Genomic DNA, 21,866 nt, shown 5'->3' with positions numbered 1-21,866 from the left:
ATGTTTTGCCAACAGAAGTGCGGGAAACAGCAATAAAGCTAATGCAACGGTGGGAGGAATGAAACCGGAAAGAGGATGCGGATGCATCCCCTGTAAGATAAAGCGGGTGCTTTGATAAGACAGAGTTAGCGCAGGTAGTCGCCCGCTGCTTCAGGCTGGTACTCAAGCGCAATGACTTCAAGGTGAGTTGATGTACCGCCTGGTAGCTCCCAGTGGATAGTGTCGCCAACGCGCAGACCCAGCAGGGCGGCACCAACGGGCGCCATTACCGAAAGCTGAGTATTGCTGTCAGTCATATTGGCCGGATACACCAGAGTACGCACACGGATTTCGCCATCACTCAGATTGCGGAACTTCACACGACTGTTCATGGTCACCACATCGTGCGGCATGGTTTCTGGAGAACACATTTGGGCACGATCCAGCTCGGCGTTTAAAGCGTCGGCAATCGGTAAACCAGCAAACGCAGGTTGCTCCAACAGGCGGTCAATGCGTTCGGCATCGAGGTCGTTAATGATGATAGTTGGTCTGGACATTTATTACTCCATGTCGTCGATACTGCGGGTGCGCAGGTAAATAATCCCAAAAGAAAACCCTCACCGTCAGGCGGCAAGGGTTTAACTTCACCGATGATACTGAGACTTACCCCAGGTTTGAAGTGATTTAGTTCACATTCAGGCGATCAATAACCGACTTTATCAAGTACGAATCGTTTACCGCAGTTACCAGGATGCGGTTGTGACAGGAACGATGTCGCAGAAAGCGGGGCGTTAATCATAGCGGCCTTAAGCGTAAATTGAATTTCCGTCAGATAAGCCGGGTTACCGTGGCAGCTTAATTTCACCGCTTTCACGCTCTCTTTGCTCCATGTTTTGGCAATTGCTGCGTCAAAATCATCGCGACTGACCGTTTTTCCATAGTTGTCCGCAAGAAAGACGCCCAATGCGCTGTTCTTTACTTCATTATTCAGACGCACCATCGTACCGAAGTATGCGTCAGGGTCAAAACCAAAGCAGGCCCCGTGTTTGGCGTATTCGTAACGCTCCAGGCAGGATTTACCACCGGCACCGGGCATCACAGTGCTTAGTTTTGCCGCACTTTCCGGTGACAGACCGGTTTGTGGTGCGGCACATTTACGACTGGCACGGGCTTCCGGCAGGTTGGGAATAGGGCGAGTTGCGCAGCCAAAACGCATCCACCGACGATTATCCACACCGCGCGCGGCGATTGATTTAGGCAGACCTGGCCACAAGCCGTGAACGGTCAGGAAATCCGCTTTGTTTGCGGTCTCTTTTTGCAGGCGGCATTCGTCGGGTTCCTGACGGTTACGTTCATGTTGACTCTGACAAAACCCAGTCTGCCAGGAGAGTGCCAGCACGTAGCTGCTAAAATCGCTGTACTGTTTTGCCTGAAGCTCGTCGGCCTGAGCCACTGAAACCGGGAGCACAAGCGTAGCCAGTAAAGAACAATAACGCCATCTTGATGTCATGATGAATTCGGATACTTATATGATTTCTGAATGTCATCTATTTAACCATAAAAAATGCCAGTCAGGTTTAGCTGACTGGCATCATTTTAGCTATGCGTTGAGCGGGGAGATTAGCTCCACATTGCCAGAATCGGCCAACCGACCAGCAGGAGCATAGAGATATAAATTACGCCGAAGATCGCGCCAAGACGCCAGTAGTCTTTTGACTTCACGTAACCGCAGCCGTAGATAATTACGCCAGGGCCGGTTGCATACGGAGTCAGACAACCCATGATACCGATGGACAGAACCAGCAGAATACACAGATGTTCCATCGGCACGCCCGGAATACCTTTACCGACGGCCAGAATAACCGGCAGCATGGTTGCGGTATGCGCAGAAAGGCTGGCAAACAGGTAGTGAGCAAAGTAGAACACCAGCACCAGTACGATGACAGTCGCATTAGGCGAGAAGCCTTCCAGGTGGGTGCTCATGGTATTGGCGAACCAGTCGATAAAGCCAGAACGGGTTAAACCGTTTGCCATCACCACCAGTGTAGCGAGGTTAACCAGCGTGTTCCATGCACTGTTATAGCGGGTGATGTCTTTCCACGGAACAACGTGCAGAGCCAGCATCAGGGAGACTGCCAGCAGACCTACTGCAGTCGCATCAATCAGTTCACCACCGAAGACCCACAACCCTAAGCTGAGCAGAACCAGACCTATCAGGGTCATCTCTTTACGGGTCAGTTTACCCATAGTTTTGAGTTCGTCACCGGCCCATGCGGCAACTTCGGCACTATGCGTTACTTCCGGTTTGTACAGAACGTAGGACAGCCACGGGGCAACGATCAGTAAAATAATCCCGACCGGCAGGAAGCTCAGGAACCACTGCAGCCAGCTGATTTGAATGCCCGCGATTTTGTTAACGAACTCCAGGCCCAACACGTTCGGCGCAGCGCCGGTAACGAACATAGAGGAGCTAAGGCTGGTACTGATAACCATCATCCACATCAGATATCCGCCGATACGGCGAGCGGAAGGATCGTTCGGGAATGATTTAAACAGCGGCGGCAGGTTTTTGATAACCGGGAATACGGTACCACCGGTACGCGCGGTGTTGGACGGTGTAAACGGCGCCAGCAGAATGTCGATAATAACAATCGCATAGCCCAGCGTCAGGGTACGTTTACCCATGAATTTCACCAGGAACAGCGCGATACGACGGCCCAGGCCGGTGACTTCATAACCCAGTGCGAAAATGAAAGCACCAAATACCAGCCACACAGTGGTGCTGGAGAAGCCTGCCAGCCCCCATTTCAGAGCCTGTTTACCGGCGTTGAAGTCCGGGTTAGCCAGCTCTTTGGCATCAAAAAGCAGGTAATTACTGCCGATAACGCAAATTGTGACGGCAATGAAGCTAATCGCCGTTGCCGGGATTGGCTCGAGGATCATACCGACAATCATCGCCACAAACACGGCAAAGTAGTGCCAGGCCTGTGGAGGCATTCCATCTGGGACGGGGATAAGAAACATGACGCCCATTACAATCAATGGAGCGAATAACTTCCATATACTATCTTTTGATAAAGACATGAATGATTCTCCGGAAAGGATCTTTAATTGTGATAATGATGAACTTGCGAAATCTGGGCTAAGAACCAGGTGACAATCAGCAGATCGGCGCAGCCTCCAGGACTGAGATTGCGTTCGATGCACTGTTGGTCGAACTGGTGCAGGTAATAGAGATCGGAGGAGGTACGAATTCCCCCTCGCTGCAATAATTTGGCGGCGTGCTGCTGTAGCCAGCGCAGACCTTCAGCGCCACCACGTGAAGCGACATTGGTGTCGCCATTGATAGACATCAGCAGCAATAATGTGTCGAGTAACGCCAGTTCAGGATCGCGACCCTGAGCCAGTAGTGCGCGGTAATGCGGCAGGGCATGCTCAATGACGAGCGGATATCCCGCTTCGGCTTCACCCCGTGCGCCGGTTAATCCCAGTTGCTGATAAAGACGTTGGCCAGCCGTGAGTTGTTGATTGTTCTGGCGCAGTTCGCGCTCGGTCAGGCCGCGGCAAAAAGTTGCCGCCGTAGAGCAAATGGTTTCTGCTGTAACAGCCTCACTCCGCTGGTGCAGGCGGCCGATGGCGGCGCACAGCAATCCCAGTGAAAAAATACTGCCTTTATGGGTGTTCACCCCTGCGGTGGCGCGAAACATATCGGCTTCGCAGGCCATGCCTAATGGACGCAGTCCTTTCAGCACATCTTCAGACGCCGACTGAGCACTAAATGCCCCATATTCAACGAAACGCGGCAGCCAGGCCTGAATGGCCTGTGCGCTACGGTGAAAATCCTCCAGCGCCATGTCTTTATGTGCGCCGTTATTAATGCGATCCACCAGACCGGGTTTTGGCGATAAGTTGACTTCAGTCAGCATGGCGCGCCACGCCAGCGTGGCGTAGGCGTCGGGTAAATCTACAGGAAGGACTGCGGTATCAGTCGATGTTGCGGGAATCGGCATCATGTAGCAGTTCCTCCATGCGAATAAGTAAGTCAGAAAGCGCGTGGGTTTTACCCCGCGCGCATTCGGCAGCGCTTTGTCCGCACAGCAGACAGCGGCGGGCAGGGAGCGCGAAGTGACGACGAGACAGTATTTCCCCCTCAGGGGTCAGGACATCGATATCCCATAACCGTCCCAGCGGGTGCGAATGCTCAAGCTCGATAGTGGCGAGCTTGAGGTTGTTGGCCGGTGCTGCAATGGACAATAAGCCTTCCGGCCCACTGGCTGAGACCAGTGCGGTTTGCTCCCTGACCGTCCAGGCTGATTTCTCCGCCAGCGTGAGCAGGGCGGTCATACCGTGGTTAAAGATCTGGCGGGTTAATTCGCTATCTTTAATCGGACCTGGCGCTACCACAGTAAATGAGACCAGCGGCGCACGATGGCGCGCCAGCCAGGCATGCTGCCGGGCTTGTCTCTCATCACGGCTGGTGAGCAGCTCGGGAATAGAAACAGCATGGCGGGTGGCCAGTTCAGGGAGCAGGTGCATGGCTTATTCCTTCACCTGATGCACAACGTCAATCACCGAACCATCGCGATAACGCACAACGGCAATCACGCGGTCGGTGAATTCGATGGCACGAGGTTGACCGGTGAGCTGCAGCGCGCGTTCGCGCAGCCATTCGATGGATACCACTTTCATACCGGCTTCTTTCAGGCGTTCAGCCAGTTCCGGACGAGCAGGGTTAACGGCAATACCGTGGTCAGTGACCAGAATGTCAACACTGGAACCGGGCGTTACGCAGGTCAGTACGTTATCAACCAGCGTCGGGATACGACCACGCACCAGCGGCGCGACGATGATTGAAAGCGCTGCAGCGACGGCGGTATCGCAGTGACCACCGGATGCGCCGCGCAGTACGCCATCAGAGCCGGTCAGCACGTTAACGTTGAAGTTGGTGTCTACTTCCAGGGCGCTCAGTACCACAACGTCCAGACGGTCAACCGATGCACCTTTCGAACCCCAGTTGGCATACTGGTTGGCACTGATTTCGATGTGGTTCGGATTACGCGCCAGGGATTCTGCGGCGTTACGGTCGAAGCTCTGTACGTCAAGCAGTTTGCGGATTAAGCCTTTTTCATGCAGGTCAACGATGGTGGCAGTGATGCCGCCCAGGGCAAAGTCAGCACGGATGTCGCGGCTGCGCATTTTGTCTTCCAGGAAGCGGGTAACGGCCAGTGAAGCCCCGCCGGTTCCCGTCTGCAAGGAAAAGCCTTCGTTGAAGTAACCGGAGTTGGCAATGACGTCCGCCGCGCTACGGGCAATCAGCAGTTCACGCGGGTTGGTGGTCATGCGAGTTGCATCGGCGCCGATTTTGTCAGCATCGCCGACTCTTTCGATCTGTACGATCAGATCGACCTGATCCTGTGCGATGCTGGCCGGATTGTGCGGATAGGTCAGCAGTTGTTCGGTCAGCAGGACAACCTGTTTGGCGTTTTCAGCATCAACACGGGCGTAGCCCAGTGAACCGCAGCACGCTTTACCGGTGTAGCCGTTAGCGTTACCAAACTGATCGCAGGACGGTACGCCAAGGAATGCCACATCAATGCTTAACTCGCCGCTCTGTACCAGATGTACACGACCGCCGTGAGAGTGGACCTGTACGGGTTCAGCCAGCAGACCGCGGGAGATCTCTTCAGCCAGCGGTCCGCGCAGACCGGAAGTATAAATGCGGGTAACTACACCCTGGCGAATATGTTCAACCAGCGGAGCGTGGCAGTCGCTCAGGGAACTGGAAGCCAGTGTCAGATTTTTAAAGCCCATCGCGGCGATGGTATCCATCACCAGGTTGATCGTCAGATCGCCACCGCGGAATGCGTGGTGGAAAGAGATGGTCATCCCATCCTGTAAACCGGAACGACGAATGGCGTCTTCCAGGTTAGCGCACAGCTTTTTGTCACGCGGTTTTTGCGCCTGCAAATCCCGTTTTGCGGTGCTCTGATAAGCGGAAAGTTCGCTTTCTGCATGACGACTCCAGGTCGCCACGCGATCCTGTCGTTGAGATTGTTCGATTTTCTGCGTCATTTTTTTGCCTTATTCTTCGCGAATGCCGGAAAGTTCTGCACAGGAGATAACCAGAAGGGCGCGCTCGATTACCGGGCTGTCGACCATCTTGCCGTTCAGGGAAACAACGCCACGGCCTTCGCGGGCAGCAGCTTCAGCGGCTTCTACAACCAGGCGTGCATGAGCCAGTTCTTTGCGCGTTGGCGCATACAGGTTGTGCAGGAGTTCAATCTGACGTGGGTTGATGAGCGACTTACCGTCAAAACCCAACTGTTTAATGTGCGAGGCCTCGTGCAGAAAACCGGCTTCGTTGTTAGCGTCGGAATAGACGGTATCGAAAGCCTGAATGCCCGCAGAGCGCGCGGCTTGCAAAATTGAGCAACGGGCAAACAGCAGTTCGGTACCTTCCGGTGAGCGTTCAGTTCGCAGGTTACGCACGTAGTCTTCCGCACCGAGAGCAATACCGATCAGGCGTTCGGAAGCATGGGCAATTTCCACTGCGCGGGTAATACCTAAAGGCGATTCGATAGCGGCCAGCAGACCGGTGCTGCCTGGCTCGCGACCGCAGGCTTTTTCAATGCGCAGGATTTCGCTTTCGATATCGATAACATCCTGGGCGGTATCGGTTTTCGGCAGACGAACAATGTCAGCGCCGCCGCGAACGACCGCTTCCAGGTCGTTAATGCCCCATTCGGAGTCAAGGGCGTTAACACGTACGATAGTTTCAACGTCGTGATACAACGGATGTTGCAAAGCGTGATATACCAGACGACGCGCGGTATCTTTCTCACGTAACGCGACGGAATCTTCAAGGTCGAACATCAGCGCATCGGCTGGATAGATAAACGAGTTGCTGACCATTGCGGCATTGGCGCCCGGCACGAACAGCATACTGCGGCGTGTGCGGGATTTACGTTGTTGCAAAGAAGCGGAAATCACTGGCAATCCTCCCATGGCAGTGCCGGAATACCGCTGGCGCGGGCCAGTAAAGCTTCCAGTCGCGCACGTAAAATGCAGTCCAGTGCGCCTTTATCATCAACATTTAATTGCACGCCGCTTACGTTATAGCGGGACAGTACGTCCAGAATGGTGGTGCGGATGGCATCGCCAAACTGTTTTTCAACGCTACTGTTGACCTGCAGGTCAATATCCTGCGTATCGAGAGGGGCGATGCGTATCATCACATCACCAGACTCAAGAGTGCCTGCGACGGCTGCCTGCTTTATTTTCATTTTTCACCTGTTGCTAATGCGGGGGTATTTTGGCGGACTACCGCGTCCGATGAGGCCCGTTCAACCATGCTTTGCAGATAGTGCAGAGTGGCTTCTGGTACCAGGGAGGCGATAGCCGTGAGATCTTTTTTAACCAGCAGCTTGCGCACCCAGGAGGCGGAAATCGGCATCTCCTGGAAGCACAGCCGCTCAATTTCCACCAGTTCAATCGGTGGGGCGGGGAGCGTTGGGGTCTCCAGCCAGTAACGCATATCGTTGTTGTACTGGGAGGTGACGGTGCAATACGGTTCAGTACCGACGAAGCGGTGCGTGACGCCAAGTGCCGGGGCCAGGTATTGGCGGAAGATTTTCAGGTCTATTTCGGTGTAGCAGTGGTTAATAACACTCTGCTCTTTGATGAAGTAGCATGGGAAAGTTGCACGGGAAATGATGTATTCCGATCCGCGATGCACGGTTAAACGCGGAATATCTTTGGTTCCTTTGAGTACCAGGTCCAGCCGATCTTCATAGGGAAAGCGTGAGGTGTCTTCTTTTACTAAAAACAGATGCAGCCAGTCGCACTGCGCGGCTGCCTGCTGGATCAGAAAACGGTGGCCGTTGGTGAACGGGTTGGCGTTCATGACGATGCAGCCAATTTTTTGCCCTTCATGGCGCTGTTTGGCCAGCGATTCGGCGTAACGTTTCAGGCGAGTGGTACTGTTTTCCATCAGCACCATAATGCCTGGTACGCTGGTGAGCGTAGAAAAACCACACTGTTTAAACAGCGACTCATACTCGGTTTTGGTATAGATGAAGAGGTGAGTGCAGTGCCGCTCATAGGCGAGATTGATAAGCTCAGTAGCCAGCGTCAGCGCTAAGCCTTCACCGCGTACGGATTCACAGATCGCGACGCATTTAATGATATTTCCAGCGATGCCACCACAGGCAATAAGGCGGTCTTCACGGGTGACGGTGATAAATACTTCAACGGTAGTGTCAACGCTCAAATCATTCTCTTTCAGAAATTGAGCGATAACCGCCATCTTTTTATTTTCTGAGCGTTTAACTTGCGTGAATATATTATTACCTAACATAGTAAAAAGAGCCCCGATGCTATATTTGTTACTGGGTTTCTGTTTTTGTTGCTCTGTTTAGCAACCTGATAACGTTTTTTTTGCAATTGAAGGGAATTGTTTTTTATTACGGAGTATTTCTTTTTTTCCCTGCTGTATACATCGTAAGGAGTATTTTGGAGGCAAATTTTGATTTATTTCACAATAAGTTAGAAGGTTTTAATGTGTTTTATGGTTTTAAGTTTTTTAATTAATTTAATCACCATTTGCGGTGTGGTTTTTATTTGTTTAATTGATTTAAGGTGGGGAATCTGTAACGATCCTGCTTTATTCTTCAACTTGTGAATAGAACATTTTTATTACAAATACAAAATAAGTTGTTGGTTAACGTCGGCAAGGAAAGTTTATGGTAATCCAGAAAAATAAAACACGGTTTTCTTTTTTTCGCAGGCTGGCGTTTCCATTACGTATTTTTCTGCTTATCCTGGTAGTTTCCATTCTTATCATTGCGGCACTGGCAAAATACTTCACCGCCAGCTTTGAAGATTATCTGGCGACGCATGTCCGCGACATGGCGATGAACCAGGCGAAGATCATCGCTTCCAATGACAGCGTTATCGCCGCAGTCAAACACCGCGATTATCAGCGTCTTGCGACCATTGCCGACAAACTGCAAAGTGGAACGGATTTTGACTATGTCGTAATCGGAGACAATCACTCGATTCGCCTTTACCATCCGAACCCGGAAAAGATTGGCTACCCGATGCAGTTCACCAAGCCGGGAGCTTTAGAAAAAGGGGAAAGTTATTTCATTACCGGTAAAGGATCTATCGGGATGGCGATGCGAGCGAAAACCCCCATCTTTGATGATGATGGCAAGATTATTGGTGTTGTCTCAATAGGATACCTGATTAGCAAAATTGATAGCTGGCGTTCGGATTTCTTATTGCCGATGGCCGGGGTGTTTATTCTGTTGCTACTGTTACTCATGCTGCTCTCCTGGTTTTTTGCTGCACACATCCGCCGTCAGATGCTCGGTATGGAACCCAAGCAAATTGCTCGCGTGGTCCGTCAGCAGGAAGCGCTGTTTAGCTCAGTGTATGAAGGTTTGATTGCCGTTGATCCTGAAGGATTCATCACGGCAATTAATCGCAGTGCGAGAAAAATGCTGGGGCTGTCATCGCCAGGACGGCAATGGCTGGGAAAACCGATTGATGAGGTTGTTCAGCCCGCGGACTTCTTTACTCAGCAGATTGCGGAGAAACGTCAGGATGCGATGGTGAATTTTAATGGGTTGAGCGTTATTGCCAACCGTGAAGCTATCCGCTCTGGTGACGAATTACTTGGGGCGATTATCAGTTTTCGCAGCAAAGATGAAATTGCTACCCTCAATGCGCAATTAACGCAAATTAAACAATACGTTGAGAGCCTGAGAACGCTACGCCATGAACACCTGAACTGGATGTCTACGCTCAACGGCCTGCTGCAGATGAAAGAGTACGATCGGGTGCTGGAGATGGTTCAGGGAGAATCTCAGGCTCAGCAGCAGCTCATCGATAGTTTACGCGGCTCATTTGCCGATCGTCAGGTTGCTGGTTTGCTGTTTGGTAAAGTGCAGCGTGCGCGGGAATTAGGGTTAAAAATGATCATTGTTCCCGGTAGTCAACTACATCAACTCCCTGAGGGGCTGGATAGCACAGAGTTTGCAGCAATTGTTGGTAATCTGCTTGATAATGCATTCGAGGCCAGCTTACGTACCCAGCAAGGGAATAAGGTCATCGAACTCTTTTTGAGCGATGAAGGGGATGAGGTGATCATAGAAGTGGCCGATCAGGGCTGCGGTGTGCCGGAAGCATTGCGTGAAAAAATATTTGAACAGGGTGTGAGTACCCGTACCGATGAACCAGGTGAACATGGCATCGGTTTGTATCTGATTGCAAGTTATGTGAGGCGCTGTGACGGGGTTATTACACTCGAAGATAATGATCCCTGCGGTACTTTATTTTCTCTATTTCTTCCGAAAGTGAAAAAAAACGATGACGGAACCATTAACGCTATTGATCGTTGAGGATGAAACGCTACTGGCGGAAATGCATGCTGAATATATTCGCCATATACCTGGCTTCAGCCAGATATGGCTGGCGGGTAATCTTGAGCAGGCGAGGATGATGATTGAGCGTTTCAAGCCGGGGTTGATTCTCCTGGACAACTATTTACCGGACGGCAAGGGCATCACCTTACTACATGAGCTGACCCAGGCGCGTTATCCTGGCGGTGTGGTGTTTACGACGGCTGCCAGCGATATGGACACAGTTTCAGAAGCCGTGCGTAGCGGGGCTTTTGATTACCTGGTTAAACCGATTGCTTATGAGCGCCTGGGACAGACGCTTACGCGCTATCAGCAGCGCAGACGCATGCTGGCAGGTAACGACAGCGCCAGTCAGCGACAGATTGATGAAATGTTTAATGCCTACGCGCGCGGAGAGCCGAAAGGGGATCTGCCCACGGGTATTGATGTCTTAACGCTGAATGCGGTGTTGAAATTATTTACCGACCCAACGGTACATCATACAGCGGAAACGGTAGCACAGGCGTTAACCATCAGTCGCACAACCTCAAGACGTTACCTGGAATATTGTGCCGGCCGCCATTTGATTATTGCGGAGATTATTCACGGTAAGGTAGGAAGGCCGCAGCGTATTTACCACGGTGGCTGATACCGTCATCCTTTAAGCTGCCTCTTTGCTGGCTGCCTTTAGAAACCCCAGTCACATCGTTATCTATATGTGACTGGGGATGTCCTCACTTGCTGCCTCAATGCAGCTTAAATGATTTTGCGTATCAAGGTCGGATATTAACTGGTCGCGTTAACCACCAATTACAGCGGATGTTGCAGGCACCATCACTTCAGTTGCGATAATCACAATCAACAACCCGACCATGACCGGAACAGAAGTCCGTTTTACCACTTCAAACGGTGAAATCTTCGCCATGCCCGCGACAGCCACAACCACGCCAGATACCGGGGAAATTGTGCGTCCAAGGTTTGATGCTTGCAGCATCGGGATGGAGAGGTATGCCGGGTTAATACCGGAAGAGTGTGCCAGTTTAGGGATCATCTCAACGAAGGCATAGAATGGCGCGTTACCGGAGCCGGTGGTCATTGCTGCCAACATGGTCAGAATAACCAGTACCAGCATCAGAATAATACTTGCTGAACCAAACGATGTAGCGATAGAAATCAGACTCTGGATAAAGCCGATAGTGCTGAGACCCTGGGCAAAAACACCGGCCGCGACTAACAGCATAACCACGTTAGCAAAGGCATCCGCCATTCCGCGATAGGCGACTTCCAGACCTGAGAACACCTTCTGGGTATTGAATCCACGCACAAACTCCAGAACCGCAGCGATGAGCATGCAGAGGACCAGAATAGTGATGATGTGCAGTTGTGGGCCCCATTTGCCATCAAAAATCAGTACGCCAACGATAGGGGTAAACGGCAAAATGGCATAAAAAGACGGAGCAGTCGTGGTGATCTCGGCCACGTCTAACATTTCGTGTGAGATGTTCTCTTTTTTATCCAGATAGCGCTGCCAGAAAAAGTGCGCAATCGCCATACCGATAATGGCGGCGATGGAAATTGGCAATGTTGTTTTAAACGCGAAGTCGATCAGCGGCATTTCTGCTGCTTTTGCTGCCAGAACCACATCCCCTGAGGTTGGAGAAAGAATGATGGCGGCAGGAGATGCACAAATGGCTGCTGCAGCACCGCGGCTGATTCCAACGTTAACCATGACCGGAAATAGCGTCGCCATCAATAATACACCCAGCCCTGTCGCGGAGGAGACCGCCAGTGACATCAGGCAGGCAACAAAATAAGCGGCAATCATCAGAATATAAGGCGAGTTGATATATTGCAGAGGTTTCGAGGCCAGCTTAACGACCATATCGTTCGCGCCAATATGCGTCATATAGGCGGCAAAACCGCATAGCATCATAATCATCATGCCGAGATCGCCACCACGGCTCATCAGCAAAATTTTAATATATTCAACAATATCTGTCGCTGTATAGCCAGTCGTTGCCGCGCTGGAAGGCAGAACTTTGTGTCCCATCAGGGCGCTGACAATCAGTAAAACCAGACCACCGACAAACAGTACACCGGTCGCCGAATAACCTTTAATGATGTAGCGTGCTACACCCACAATAACCACAACCCCAATAAGGAGTTCAATAAATGTCAACATTGTTTCCCCTGTCGCGTAAACGCCCAGAAAGTAAAAAATAAAAAAGAGCATAAAGTGGAGTCAGAATGTGCCTAATAAACGGTCATCTATTGCTGATTAAAATCAATAAAGATACGGATTAAACCGATGGCCAAGGCATTTTTCAAACATAGCCGATGAAAAGGGAATATCGCAATAAAAAAAGAGTGAGGTGCAGTTGTTGTACGTTATTTGATGCGTTATTGATATTGTTGTGTTAATAAAATGTAGAATTATTTGGAGGATACTCGTAAAACAAGCAATCCAGGTTAATAAAAGTTACGAGTTACATGCGAAAAGGCTTAGTAAATATATGGATAATAACCATTAAATTATACGCTATAGAATAATCTGATTTTTTAAAATAGTATTTTTTGTTAAGCTGTCATTAAGGTTGAGTTTGCTACAATTAATCTTAAATTTCTGGACGGTAATTAAGTTGTGATTGTCGCTAAACGATATTTATTCATTTTTTCATTTCTTTTTATTCAGTTAACTATTATTCCTCAGGCCTATGCGGAAGATAAAGGCTGGTTTGATACTTTTAAAGATAATGTCAGTGAAACCTGGCAGCAGCCGGAACATTATGAGCTGTATGTGCCCGCTATTACTTGGCATGCGCGCTTTGCCTACGATAAAGATAAAACAGATCGCTACAATGAACGTCCCTGGGGGGCTGGATTTGGTCAGTCGCGTTGGGACGATAAAGGCAACTGGCACGGACTTTATATTATGGCCTTTAAGGACTCCTACAATAAGTGGGAGCCGATTGGCGGCTATGGCTGGGAAAAAACCTGGCGACCACTGGTTGATGATAACTTCCATATGGGATTGGGTTTTACGGCGGGCATGACTGCTCGTGATAACTGGAACTACATCCCGGTGCCCGTGTTGCTGCCGCTGGCATCAATCGGTTATGGCCCGGCAACGTTTCAGATGACCTACATTCCAGGAACGTATAACAACGGAAATGTCTACTTTGCCTGGCTACGTTTCCAGTTTTAAGGGGCTACCTGTATTGTCAGTTGGAATATTAAAATCCCTTTAATAACAAAATGATATGAACTTTACCTGAAAAATAACGCGACATTTATCACTTTTTGGCAAGGTTTGACTGGACAAACAGCACCACAATTGTTGTACTGATACCCGACACAGCATTTGTGTCTATTTTTCATGTAAAGGTAATTTTGATGTCTAAGATTAAAGGTAACGTTAAGTGGTTTAATGAGTCCAAAGGATTCGGTTTCATTACTCCGGAAGATGGCAGCAAAGACGTGTTCGTACACTTCTCTGCAATCCAGACCAATGGTTTTAAAACTCTGGCTGAAGGTCAGCGTGTAGAGTTCGAAATCACTAACGGTGCCAAAGGCCCTTCTGCTGCAAACGTAACCGCTCTGTAAGCATACGACAGCAAGAATTCAAAACCCGCTTAATTGCGGGTTTTTTTTGTCTTCAATGTGCGGTGGAGGCGGAAACCAACCAGAATGCCAGTGCCGTCATCGCAAACGACCCCAGCAGATTAATCAGCACATTCACCATCGCCCAGCCAAAGCGTCCATCCTGCAGTAAAAACACCACTTCTGCGGAGAATGTAGAGAATGTTGTCAGCCCTCCACAAAAGCCCGTGGTAATTAGCACTTTCCACATTGGGTCAATGTGGGCCATGCGATTGAACCACGCCAGCCCCATACCAATGATAAACGCGCCAATAAGGTTTGCAGCCAGCGTACCTAAGGGAATGGCTTGATGAAGCGGGTTAAACCGCATACTCAACATCCATCTTGCAACGCTACCTGTACCACCACCTATAAAAACAGCTAATAGAAGTTGTAACACGGCATAATCCTGCTATTTGATTTTATACTCATCATACTTCAGGTCGTTGATGCGTTGACTGCGCACTTTCATCCCAGTCACATAGTTATCAATGCGCCAGGGGACTCGTGCGCTTGCCGCAACCTGAAGTATGTAGAGTATACAGGGCGAATGTAACGCTGAGTCATTATTGTTGATGAGCTTAACAAATTTTTCTGGAGGGAATATGTTCGTTGCAGCAGGGCAATTTGCCGTCGGTCCCTCATGGGAGAAAAATGCAGAAACGTGCGCCTTATTGATGTCACAGGCTGCCAGAGAGGGCGTATCGTTGCTGGTACTGCCTGAAGCACTGCTGGCTCGTGACGATCTTGACCCGGATCTGTCCGTGAAGTCTGCTCAACTATTAGAGGGGGGATTTCTGACGCGGTTGTTACGTGAAAGCGCACAAAACGATATGACAACGATTCTGACCATTCATGTACCTTCATTGCCTGCCCGGGCGTTTAACATGTTAGTTGCTCTACGAAGAGGAAAGGTTGTTGCCCATTATGCGAAATTGCATCTCTACGATGCCTTTTCGATTCAGGAGTCGCGTAATGTGGATGCAGGCGACGCCATAGCGCCGCTGTTGGACGTAGACGGGTTAAAGGTAGGGTTAATGACCTGCTATGACTTACGCTTTCCTGAGCTGGCGTTAGCCCTCGCTTTGCAGGGGGCAGAAATCCTCGTCTTACCTGCGGCATGGGTTAGGGGATCTATGAAAGAACATCATTGGGCTACGCTGCTGGCGGCAAGAGCGCTGGATGCCACCTGCTACTTGATTGCGGCAGGAGAGTGCGGTAATAAGAATATCGGTCAAAGCCGGGTGATCGATCCCTTTGGCGTGACCATTGCTGCCGCTGCAGAGACACCCGCGCTGATTATGACAGAGGTTTCTGCTGAGCGGGTGAGGCAAGTCAGGGCGCAACTTCCGGTGTTACGTAACCGGCGCTTTGCGCCACCGCAATTATTATGACGTTTTTTTAAACAAGGCTTGATTCACCTTGTTACAGATTGCTATTGTGTGCGCGCGTCGAAAGGCCGTTAATATTCTCAGGTTAATATGGCGCTTATGCAGCCTGGTTTAAGTCAAGAAGGTATCTATGGGTGAGATTAGTATTACCAAACTGCTGGTGGTTGCCGCACTGGTCGTTCTGCTGTTTGGTACCAAGAAGTTACGTACACTGGGTGGAGACCTGGGAACGGCAATTAAAGGCTTCAAAAAAGCGATGAACGATGAAAATGCCGATGCGAAGAAAGATGCTGACGGTAGCGTTCAGGCTGAGAAGCTTTCTCATAAAGAGTAATGTCTGGAAGACCATTGCTCTGCATGAAAAAAAACCGGCAATTTGCCGGTTTTTTATTGCTGAAATGTAAGCGAGTATTACGCGATTACTTAACTTCCAGCCCTTTTGCCTGCATATCTGCATGGTAAGAAGAGCGAACAAACGGACCGCAGGCGGCATGGGTAAAGCCCATCGCCATTGCTTCGGCTTTCATTTCATCAAACTCATCCGGGCTAACATAGCGCTGAACCGGCAAATGGTGACGGCTTGGCTGCAAATACTGCCCCAGCGTCAACATCGTTACGCCATGACGGCGCAGATCGCGCATAACTTCAATGATTTCGGCATTGGTTTCACCCAGACCCACCATCAGACCTGATTTGGTTGGGATCTCCGGATGCGCTTCTTTGAAACGTTCCAGAAGTTTCAGCGACCAGTTGTAATCAGCACCCGGACGAACGTTGCGGTAAATACGCGGCACGTTCTCGAGGTTGTGGTTGAATACATCTGGCGGGGTTGCCGTAAGGATATCCAGCGCGCGATCCATACGACCACGGAAGTCCGGTACCAGCGTTTCGATTTTAATCGTAGGGCTTTTCTCACGGATAGCAGTGATGCAGTCAGCAAAGTGCTGAGCGCCACCATCACGCAGATCGTCACGGTCGACTGAGGTGATGACGACATAGCGTAGCGCCATGTCTGCAATTGTCTGAGCCAGTTTTAATGGTTCGTTGGCATCAGGGGCAACCGGACGTCCATGGGCAACGTCACAGAACGGACACCGGCGGGTACAAATTGCGCCGAGGATCATAAAGGTTGCGGTTCCGTGATTGAAACATTCAGCCAGGTTAGGGCAGGAAGCTTCTTCGCACACAGAGTGCAGGCCATTTTTGCGCATTGCTGCTTTGATGCCCTGGATGCGAGTGGAGTCCGCTGGAAGTTTTATTTTCATCCATTCCGGTTTACGCAGCAGGGCTTCGCGCTCTGTTGCCACATTTTTTACCGGGATAAGAGCCATCTTATCGGCATCGCGGTATTTAACACCGCGTTCCATCACAATGGGTTTACTCATAGCGTGCGTGTTCCAGTTGCGAATAACGAAGGAAAGCGTTTCAATTCAAGGGAATGTTGTATTTATCAACTATTTTTGAATTAGTGATACGCAGTATATCATTGAAACGGGCCATAAAGCAGCCTGACAGGCTGGCAAAATGTAAAATAGTTGTTGTTTTGTGCCATTTGCCCAACATTTGCTGTGGCAAAGTATGCCCCGCTTTTCAGACGTCACTTTGATCGTATGACCTGTCATATCCAGGTCCTTCAATGCGCACGTTTAGTCCGATATATATTCATGAGGCGGGTTGCCCAGCAGCGCTAAGATGTTTGCTAACAAGCGAGGGCGGACGCTCTCTGTTGTTGCATTACTATCCCACTGCGATACCTTCGCCATCTCCATCCCGGCATAGCCGCAAGGATTGATGCGCTGGAAAGGTGACAAATCCATATCCACATTTAACGCTAAACCGTGAAATGAACATCCTTTACGGATACGTAACCCTAACGAGCAGATTTTCTTTTCACCAACATAAACGCCTGGCGCGTCGGCTCGCGGGTGAGCGTCGATGCCCATTTCAGCAAGGGTGTTAACAACAGTGTTTTCCAGCAGCGTGACCAGTTCGCGTACACCCAGCTTACGTCGCTTCAGGTTCAACAGAACATACATAACCTGCTGGCCTGGTCCGTGGTATGTCACCTGACCGCCACGGTCGCTCTGGATAACCGGAATATCCCCCGGCATCAGTACGTGCTCTGCTTTACCTGCCTGACCCTGAGTAAAGACAGGATAATGCTCTACCAGCCAGATTTCGTCATGGCTGTTTTCATCGCGGGTATCGGTGAATTCGTGCATGGCCAGAGAGACTGGCTCGTAAGGCTGAAGACCAAGATGGCGGACAAGAATTTTATCCTGATACAAAACGGCATCTCCGTAGATACTCGTCGTCTTTCAAGTGGCAAGTAGGGTGTTGGCGCTAACTCACACCAGTCACTTACTTGAATAAGCTCCCGGGGATTCGCTGTCTTACCGTCTTGCTGCAACTCGAAATTCAGAGTAGAGAATGTAAAAGAGGGGAAAAGTATATCACAGGGGTGGGGGAGAGAGGTTACCCGAGCGGAGTGCTCCGGGTAACCGACAGGCTTTTACAGCACCATACGAACGATGTCGATATTGCCTAATTCTTCGTACAGTGTTTCAACCTGCTCAATGTGCGTAGCAGTGATCGTAATAGAGACCGAGTGGTAGTTGCCTTTGCTGCTCGGTTTTACCGTTGGGGAGTAATCACCTGGCGCATGGCGCTGTACCACTTCAACCACCTGATCAACCAGCTCAGGCAACGCCTGCCCCATTACTTTGTAAGTAAATGGAGTAGGGAATTCAAGCAGTTCGTTAAGTTTGGTTTTCATGTCAGCTCCGGCGTTACATCAAAAAATAATAACTCCCACGCTGAGTGGGAGTTATCTGGATACCTAGTATATGGGGACGTAAATCACACTTTCAAGTGTTCAATTTTTAGCCAAACCAGTGATGGAACATTAATTTAATGTAATCAATGATTTTACCAAAGAAGTTACCTTCCGGGATTTCCTGCAGTACAACCAGTGGACGTTGTTCAATGGTTTTCCCATCCAGCTGGAAGTTAATAGTGCCGACAACCTGGTTTTTCTGCAGCGGAGCATGCAGTTCAGTTGTATTCAGAACATAGCTCGCTTTCAGGTCTTTCATACGGCCGCGCGGAATAGTCAGGTAGACATCTTTATCAACGCCTAACGATGCACGATCGGTATTACCAAACCAGGCTGGTTCAGAAGCGAACTCTTTACCGACTTTCAGCGGATTTACGGTTTCAAAGAAACGGAAGCCCCAGGTTAGCAGTTTTTTGCTTTCGGTTTCACGGCCTTTATAGGTGCGACCACCCATGACTGCGGAGATCAGACGCATCTGACCTTCGGTTGCCGATGCCACGAGGTTATAACCAGCCTTATCGGTGTGACCGGTTTTAATCCCGTCAACATTCAGGCTGTTATCCCACAGCAGACCGTTACGGTTTAGCTGACGGATGCCGTTAAAAGTGAACTCTTTTTCTTTATAGATAGAGTATTCATTAGGCACGTCGCGGATCAGTGCCTGACCAATCAACGCCATATCGCGTGCAGAGCTGTACTGACCTTCAGCATCCAGGCCATGAACGGTCTGGAAGTGGGTGTTTTTCAGCCCCAGTGCATTCACATAGCTGTTCATCAGACCGACGAAAGCATCCTGGCTACCGGCAGAGAAATCGGCCATTGCTACACAGGCATCGTTACCTGATTGCAGGTTAATCCCACGGATCAGCTGTGAAACGGGAACCTGCATACCCGGCTTGAGGAACATCAGGGATGAACCTTTAAATACCGGGTTTCCTGTAGCCCAAGCGTCATTGCCGACGGTGACCAGATCGGTTTCTTTGAACTTGCCTGCTTTCATTGCCTGGCCGATGACGTAGCTGGTCATCATTTTGGTCAGGCTGGCGGGATCGCGGCGTGTGTCAGCATTTTGTTCTGCCAGAACTTTGCCTGAATTGTAATCGATCAGGATATACGACTCCGCATCGATCTGCGGAACGCCCGGGATCATGGTTTTGATATTCAGGTCATCGGCATGGGCAGCAGAGAGAGAGGCTGCGCAGAGAGCCGCGGTGAGCGCCATGCGCTGCACGAAACGAGCGGAAAAAGTGGTCTTCATGGTCTGAACTACGACGTCCGTGATGAAATTAAAAAAAGTGCCCTACTATAGCAAATGCGTAACTTACAGGCATCCGACTTTCCGCGTGACTTTGTTAATGTCATTTACAGAAATTGACAACTCGGATACCTGGTTTACGTTACTACACGCCGGTGATGAAGGACTGTAATTGTGCTTCGGATTGAAGACGTTGCTGCAACGTAGAGGCTTCAGCTTTGCTGGCGAACGGCCCCATCTGAATACGCCAAACGGCACCGTTTTGTACCACACGGCCCGGAACGCCAAACTGCTGGCTTAAACGTTTCTGATACTGCTGCGCGCGGCTCTGCTCACTGACGGCACCAACCTGAACCACATAACGCCCGTTGGCTGTTGCCGCAGGAGTGACGGCGGCAGCGGGAGCGGATACCGGAGCGGTTGAGGTGACTGGCGTAGCGACAGTGGGCTGTGGAGCAGGCGTTGGTTCGCTGCCTTCCAGCACACCAGCGGCGAGCGTCGTTGGTGCACCGAGGAAACCACCGCTATTAACCGGCGCGCCGGTTGGGTCATCGCTTTTCAGCGTTGAATTACTGATAGGGCGGATATCCGTTTGCGGCTGACCTGCATCCGGCGCGGAAGGCATACCGCCACCACCGCTCAAATCTGGACGTGAGGGCAGGGCGTATGTTTGTTTCGCAACAGTCGTACAAGCCATGCCGGGTCCTGACAAAGAACCATCCGGCGCGACGATAATAGGATCTACGCGCACTTTGGTGTTGTTCGAGGTGTTCAGGCGATCGGCGGATGCACGCGAAAGAGATATGATGCGATCGTTACCATAAGGGCCGCGATCGTTAATGCGCACCACGATCATCCTGCCATTGGCCAGGTTAGTTACCCGGGCATAGCTTGGGATCGGTAGTGTCGGATGCGCCGCAGTCAACTGCATCGGATCGAACGCTTCCCCTGAAGCGGTTAAATTGCTACCAGGTTCCGCGTCGTAAATAGCAGCCAGACCGGCCTGACTGAAGCGAGAGGGATCCTGGACTATCTTGTAACTCTTACCGTCACGCTGATAATCCTGATTCGCCGTCGGGTTCAGGGGTTCAAAGCGCGGATCGGCCCCGCTGATTTCAACAATCGGACCATTACACACCGCAGGCTGCGGCGCGACAGCAACCTGTTGCTGACCATCATCATTCGAACATGCCGCGAGCATTCCTGCTGCGATGCAGATTCCAAGCCACTGCTTACGCATTGCGTACCCCTTACACGCTTTTCGACAACATTTTTCTATGGGTGTGGATCGACATGACAATCCCGAACCCGGCCATCAGCACTATCAGTGCAGAGCCTCCGTAACTGACCAGTGGGAGTGGAACCCCTACAACGGGCAGAATACCGCTCACCATACCAATATTTACGAAGACATAAACGAATAATATCAACATTAAACCGCCAGCCATGACGCGACCAAAGGTCGTTTGCGCTCGGGCAGCGATCCATAATCCGCGCATAATCAGCAGAATGTACAGCGTCAGCAGTATTAATATCCCGACCAGGCCAAGCTCTTCGGCTAAAACGGCAAAGATAAAGTCCGTATGACGCTCGGGTAAAAACTCCAGCTGTGACTGCGTTCCGTGTAGCCAGCCTTTACCGCGCAGACCGCCGGAACCAATAGCAATTTTAGACTGAATAATGTGATAACCCGCACCCAGCGGATCGGTTTCTGGATCGAGAAGCATCATTACACGCTGGCGCTGGTAATCATGCATCAGGAAGAACCAGAGTATCGGGATAAACGCTGCGACCAGTACAACGGCGACGCCGATTAAACGCCAGCTTAAGCCTGACAGGAACAGAACGAACAAACCGGAAAGGGCAACCAGGATAGAGGTTCCCAGGTCAGGTTGCGCGGCAACCAGCAAGGTAGGCATGAAAATCAATACCAGCGCAATGGCGGTATTCTTCAGCGATGGCGGACAAACATCACGGTTAATAAAGCGAGCCACCATCAGTGGAACGGCAATCTTGGCAATTTCAGAGGGTTGAAAACGCACGATGCCCAAATCGAGCCAACGCTGCGCGCCTTTGGAAATCGCGCCGAATGCATCCACCGCGACCAGCAGGATGATACAGATGATATAGAGATAGGGCGCCCAGCCTTCATAAACCCTGGGGGGGATTTGCGCCATTACCACCATGATCACCAGACCCATCGCGATCTGGCCTACCTTGCGCTCCATCATGCCAATATCCTGGCCGCTGGCGCTCCAGATAACCAGCGAGCTGTAAACCAGCAGCGCCAGCAAAATGAGTAACATAGTGGGATCGATATGAATTTTATCCCAGAATGTCTTTTTGTTCGGATTATCCGTCAC

23 protein-coding genes are annotated in these 21,866 nt (G+C 50.5%); 6 read left to right on the top strand and 17 right to left on the bottom strand.

The genetic code is table 11. From position 1 onward, the window contains the following. Positions 1 to 125: 125 nt before the first annotated feature. The 9 genes from rnk to citC all read right to left on the bottom strand — a co-directional run bounded on the left by rnk (position 126) and on the right by citC (position 8,335). On the bottom strand, positions 126 to 536 hold the full coding sequence (gene rnk, locus SK36_RS14860) for a nucleoside diphosphate kinase regulator (RefSeq protein ID WP_045441015.1): 411 nt from the start codon (positions 534 to 536) through the stop codon (positions 126 to 128). A gap of 146 nt (positions 537 to 682) precedes the next feature. Beyond that, entirely contained in the window at positions 683 to 1,489 is an 807-nt protein-coding gene (rna, locus tag SK36_RS14855; RefSeq protein WP_048221874.1) for a ribonuclease I, read from the bottom strand. Between the two features lie 110 nt (positions 1,490 to 1,599). Then, a complete protein-coding gene (gene citT, locus SK36_RS14850; protein WP_045441017.1) occupies positions 1,600 to 3,063 on the bottom strand; it encodes a citrate/succinate antiporter CitT in 1,464 nt (487 codons plus the stop codon). A gap of 23 nt (positions 3,064 to 3,086) precedes the next feature. Continuing rightward, positions 3,087 to 3,992 (bottom strand): triphosphoribosyl-dephospho-CoA synthase CitG, encoded by a 906-nt coding sequence (gene citG / locus SK36_RS14845; RefSeq protein WP_048221873.1) that lies wholly within the window; start codon positions 3,990 to 3,992, stop codon positions 3,087 to 3,089. Continuing rightward, positions 3,964 to 4,515, bottom strand: a complete 552-nt coding sequence (citX, locus tag SK36_RS14840) for a citrate lyase holo-[acyl-carrier protein] synthase (protein WP_048221872.1) — start codon at positions 4,513 to 4,515, stop codon at positions 3,964 to 3,966. The genes citG and citX overlap by 29 nt, the downstream gene beginning before the upstream one ends. A gap of 3 nt (positions 4,516 to 4,518) precedes the next feature. Then, positions 4,519 to 6,051, bottom strand: coding sequence for a citrate lyase subunit alpha (citF, locus tag SK36_RS14835; protein WP_048221871.1), 1,533 nt, complete (start codon positions 6,049 to 6,051; stop codon positions 4,519 to 4,521). A gap of 9 nt (positions 6,052 to 6,060) precedes the next feature. After that, positions 6,061 to 6,969 carry an aldolase/citrate lyase family protein gene (locus SK36_RS14830; RefSeq protein ID WP_048221870.1) on the bottom strand — a complete coding sequence of 303 codons (909 nt, stop codon included), beginning with the start codon at positions 6,967 to 6,969 and terminating at the stop codon, positions 6,061 to 6,063. Continuing rightward, positions 6,966 to 7,262 (bottom strand): citrate lyase acyl carrier protein, encoded by a 297-nt coding sequence (gene citD / locus SK36_RS14825; protein ID WP_045441022.1) that lies wholly within the window; start codon positions 7,260 to 7,262, stop codon positions 6,966 to 6,968. Before citD ends, SK36_RS14830 begins: the two co-directional genes overlap by 4 nt. Next, positions 7,259 to 8,335 (bottom strand): [citrate (pro-3S)-lyase] ligase, encoded by a 1,077-nt coding sequence (gene citC, locus SK36_RS14820; protein ID WP_048221869.1) that lies wholly within the window; start codon positions 8,333 to 8,335, stop codon positions 7,259 to 7,261. Before citC ends, citD begins: the two co-directional genes overlap by 4 nt. 385 nt (positions 8,336 to 8,720) lie before the next feature. Here citC and dpiB point away from each other — a divergent pair, with 385 nt between their 5' ends. Both dpiB and dpiA read left to right on the top strand, forming a co-directional pair. Continuing rightward, positions 8,721 to 10,382 carry a sensor histidine kinase DpiB gene (gene dpiB, locus SK36_RS14815; protein WP_045441024.1) on the top strand — a complete coding sequence of 554 codons (1,662 nt, stop codon included), beginning with the start codon at positions 8,721 to 8,723 and terminating at the stop codon, positions 10,380 to 10,382. Further along, complete coding sequence (gene dpiA, locus SK36_RS14810) at positions 10,351 to 11,031, top strand: two-component response regulator DpiA (protein WP_048221868.1); 681 nt, start codon at positions 10,351 to 10,353, stop codon at positions 11,029 to 11,031. The genes dpiB and dpiA overlap by 32 nt, the downstream gene beginning before the upstream one ends. A gap of 150 nt (positions 11,032 to 11,181) precedes the next feature. Here the strand turns inward: dpiA and dcuC are convergent, their stop codons facing one another. Continuing rightward, the gene (dcuC, locus tag SK36_RS14805) at positions 11,182 to 12,564 is read right to left on the bottom strand and encodes an anaerobic C4-dicarboxylate transporter DcuC (RefSeq protein WP_045441026.1); all 1,383 of its coding nucleotides are present in this window, start codon (positions 12,562 to 12,564) and stop codon (positions 11,182 to 11,184) included. A 459-nt stretch (positions 12,565 to 13,023) separates the two neighbouring features. On the opposite strand from dcuC, the gene pagP reads away from it, so the two are divergent. Then, entirely contained in the window at positions 13,024 to 13,587 is a 564-nt protein-coding gene (gene pagP / locus SK36_RS14800; protein ID WP_045441027.1) for a lipid IV(A) palmitoyltransferase PagP, read from the top strand. Positions 13,588 to 13,775: 188 nt separating this feature from the next. After that, the gene (cspE, locus tag SK36_RS14795; RefSeq protein WP_000034826.1) at positions 13,776 to 13,985 is read left to right on the top strand and encodes a transcription antiterminator/RNA stability regulator CspE; all 210 of its coding nucleotides are present in this window, start codon (positions 13,776 to 13,778) and stop codon (positions 13,983 to 13,985) included. A 52-nt stretch (positions 13,986 to 14,037) separates the two neighbouring features. Here the strand turns inward: cspE and crcB are convergent, their stop codons facing one another. Next, complete coding sequence (gene crcB, locus SK36_RS14790; protein WP_048221867.1) at positions 14,038 to 14,421, bottom strand: fluoride efflux transporter CrcB; 384 nt, start codon at positions 14,419 to 14,421, stop codon at positions 14,038 to 14,040. A gap of 205 nt (positions 14,422 to 14,626) precedes the next feature. On the opposite strand from crcB, the gene SK36_RS14785 reads away from it, so the two are divergent. Beyond that, on the top strand, positions 14,627 to 15,415 hold the full coding sequence (locus SK36_RS14785; protein WP_045441029.1) for a deaminated glutathione amidase: 789 nt from the start codon (positions 14,627 to 14,629) through the stop codon (positions 15,413 to 15,415). Positions 15,416 to 15,542: 127 nt separating this feature from the next. After that, a complete protein-coding gene (gene tatE, locus SK36_RS14780) occupies positions 15,543 to 15,746 on the top strand; it encodes a twin-arginine translocase subunit TatE (RefSeq protein WP_045441030.1) in 204 nt (67 codons plus the stop codon). A gap of 85 nt (positions 15,747 to 15,831) precedes the next feature. On the opposite strand, the gene lipA is transcribed toward tatE, so the two are convergent. The 6 genes from lipA to mrdB all read right to left on the bottom strand — a co-directional run bounded on the left by lipA (position 15,832) and on the right by mrdB (position 21,866). Beyond that, positions 15,832 to 16,797: a lipoyl synthase gene (gene lipA, locus SK36_RS14775; RefSeq protein ID WP_045441031.1), complete on the bottom strand. Its 966-nt coding sequence runs from the start codon at positions 16,795 to 16,797 to the stop codon at positions 15,832 to 15,834. A gap of 261 nt (positions 16,798 to 17,058) precedes the next feature. Then, positions 17,059 to 17,700: a lipoyl(octanoyl) transferase LipB gene (lipB, locus tag SK36_RS14770; protein WP_048221866.1), complete on the bottom strand. Its 642-nt coding sequence runs from the start codon at positions 17,698 to 17,700 to the stop codon at positions 17,059 to 17,061. 224 nt (positions 17,701 to 17,924) lie between these two features. Then, positions 17,925 to 18,188, bottom strand: a complete 264-nt coding sequence (ybeD, locus tag SK36_RS14765) for a DUF493 family protein YbeD (RefSeq protein WP_003022706.1) — start codon at positions 18,186 to 18,188, stop codon at positions 17,925 to 17,927. 106 nt (positions 18,189 to 18,294) lie between these two features. Continuing rightward, positions 18,295 to 19,506 carry a D-alanyl-D-alanine carboxypeptidase DacA gene (gene dacA, locus SK36_RS14760; RefSeq protein WP_045441033.1) on the bottom strand — a complete coding sequence of 404 codons (1,212 nt, stop codon included), beginning with the start codon at positions 19,504 to 19,506 and terminating at the stop codon, positions 18,295 to 18,297. Between the two features lie 142 nt (positions 19,507 to 19,648). Next, a complete protein-coding gene (gene rlpA, locus SK36_RS14755; RefSeq protein WP_045441034.1) occupies positions 19,649 to 20,743 on the bottom strand; it encodes an endolytic peptidoglycan transglycosylase RlpA in 1,095 nt (364 codons plus the stop codon). Between the two features lie 10 nt (positions 20,744 to 20,753). Beyond that, positions 20,754 to 21,866: a peptidoglycan glycosyltransferase MrdB gene (gene mrdB, locus SK36_RS14750; RefSeq protein ID WP_045441035.1), complete on the bottom strand. Its 1,113-nt coding sequence runs from the start codon at positions 21,864 to 21,866 to the stop codon at positions 20,754 to 20,756.

The organism is Citrobacter sp. MGH106 (genome assembly GCF_001037495.1).
Taxonomy (GTDB): Bacteria; Pseudomonadota; Gammaproteobacteria; order Enterobacterales; family Enterobacteriaceae; genus Citrobacter; species Citrobacter murliniae.
This window is presented reverse-complemented; position numbering and strand designations above follow the sequence as displayed.

Bases quoted from the DNA above. Each gene is read 5' to 3' on its own strand.
- citG (WP_048221873.1), bottom strand. From the start codon at position 3,992: ATGATGCCGATTCCCGCAACATCGACTGATACCGCAGTCCTTCCTGTA.
- dpiA (WP_048221868.1), top strand. From the start codon at position 10,351: ATGACGGAACCATTAACGCTATTGATCGTTGAGGATGAAACGCTACTG.
- citX (WP_048221872.1), bottom strand. From the start codon at position 4,515: ATGCACCTGCTCCCTGAACTGGCCACCCGCCATGCTGTTTCTATTCCC.
- citT (WP_045441017.1), bottom strand. From the start codon at position 3,063: ATGTCTTTATCAAAAGATAGTATATGGAAGTTATTCGCTCCATTGATT.
- rlpA (WP_045441034.1), bottom strand. From the start codon at position 20,743: ATGCGTAAGCAGTGGCTTGGAATCTGCATCGCAGCAGGAATGCTCGCG.
- rna (WP_048221874.1), bottom strand. From the start codon at position 1,489: ATGACATCAAGATGGCGTTATTGTTCTTTACTGGCTACGCTTGTGCTC.
- dpiB (WP_045441024.1), top strand. From the start codon at position 8,721: ATGGTAATCCAGAAAAATAAAACACGGTTTTCTTTTTTTCGCAGGCTG.
- citF (WP_048221871.1), bottom strand. From the start codon at position 6,051: ATGACGCAGAAAATCGAACAATCTCAACGACAGGATCGCGTGGCGACC.
- SK36_RS14785 (WP_045441029.1), top strand. From the start codon at position 14,627: ATGTTCGTTGCAGCAGGGCAATTTGCCGTCGGTCCCTCATGGGAGAAA.
- rnk (WP_045441015.1), bottom strand. From the start codon at position 536: ATGTCCAGACCAACTATCATCATTAACGACCTCGATGCCGAACGCATT.
- cspE (WP_000034826.1), top strand. From the start codon at position 13,776: ATGTCTAAGATTAAAGGTAACGTTAAGTGGTTTAATGAGTCCAAAGGA.
- dcuC (WP_045441026.1), bottom strand. From the start codon at position 12,564: ATGTTGACATTTATTGAACTCCTTATTGGGGTTGTGGTTATTGTGGGT.
- ybeD (WP_003022706.1), bottom strand. From the start codon at position 18,188: ATGAAAACCAAACTTAACGAACTGCTTGAATTCCCTACTCCATTTACT.
- tatE (WP_045441030.1), top strand. From the start codon at position 15,543: ATGGGTGAGATTAGTATTACCAAACTGCTGGTGGTTGCCGCACTGGTC.
- citC (WP_048221869.1), bottom strand. From the start codon at position 8,335: ATGTTAGGTAATAATATATTCACGCAAGTTAAACGCTCAGAAAATAAA.
- lipA (WP_045441031.1), bottom strand. From the start codon at position 16,797: ATGAGTAAACCCATTGTGATGGAACGCGGTGTTAAATACCGCGATGCC.
- dacA (WP_045441033.1), bottom strand. From the start codon at position 19,506: ATGAAGACCACTTTTTCCGCTCGTTTCGTGCAGCGCATGGCGCTCACC.
- citD (WP_045441022.1), bottom strand. From the start codon at position 7,262: ATGAAAATAAAGCAGGCAGCCGTCGCAGGCACTCTTGAGTCTGGTGAT.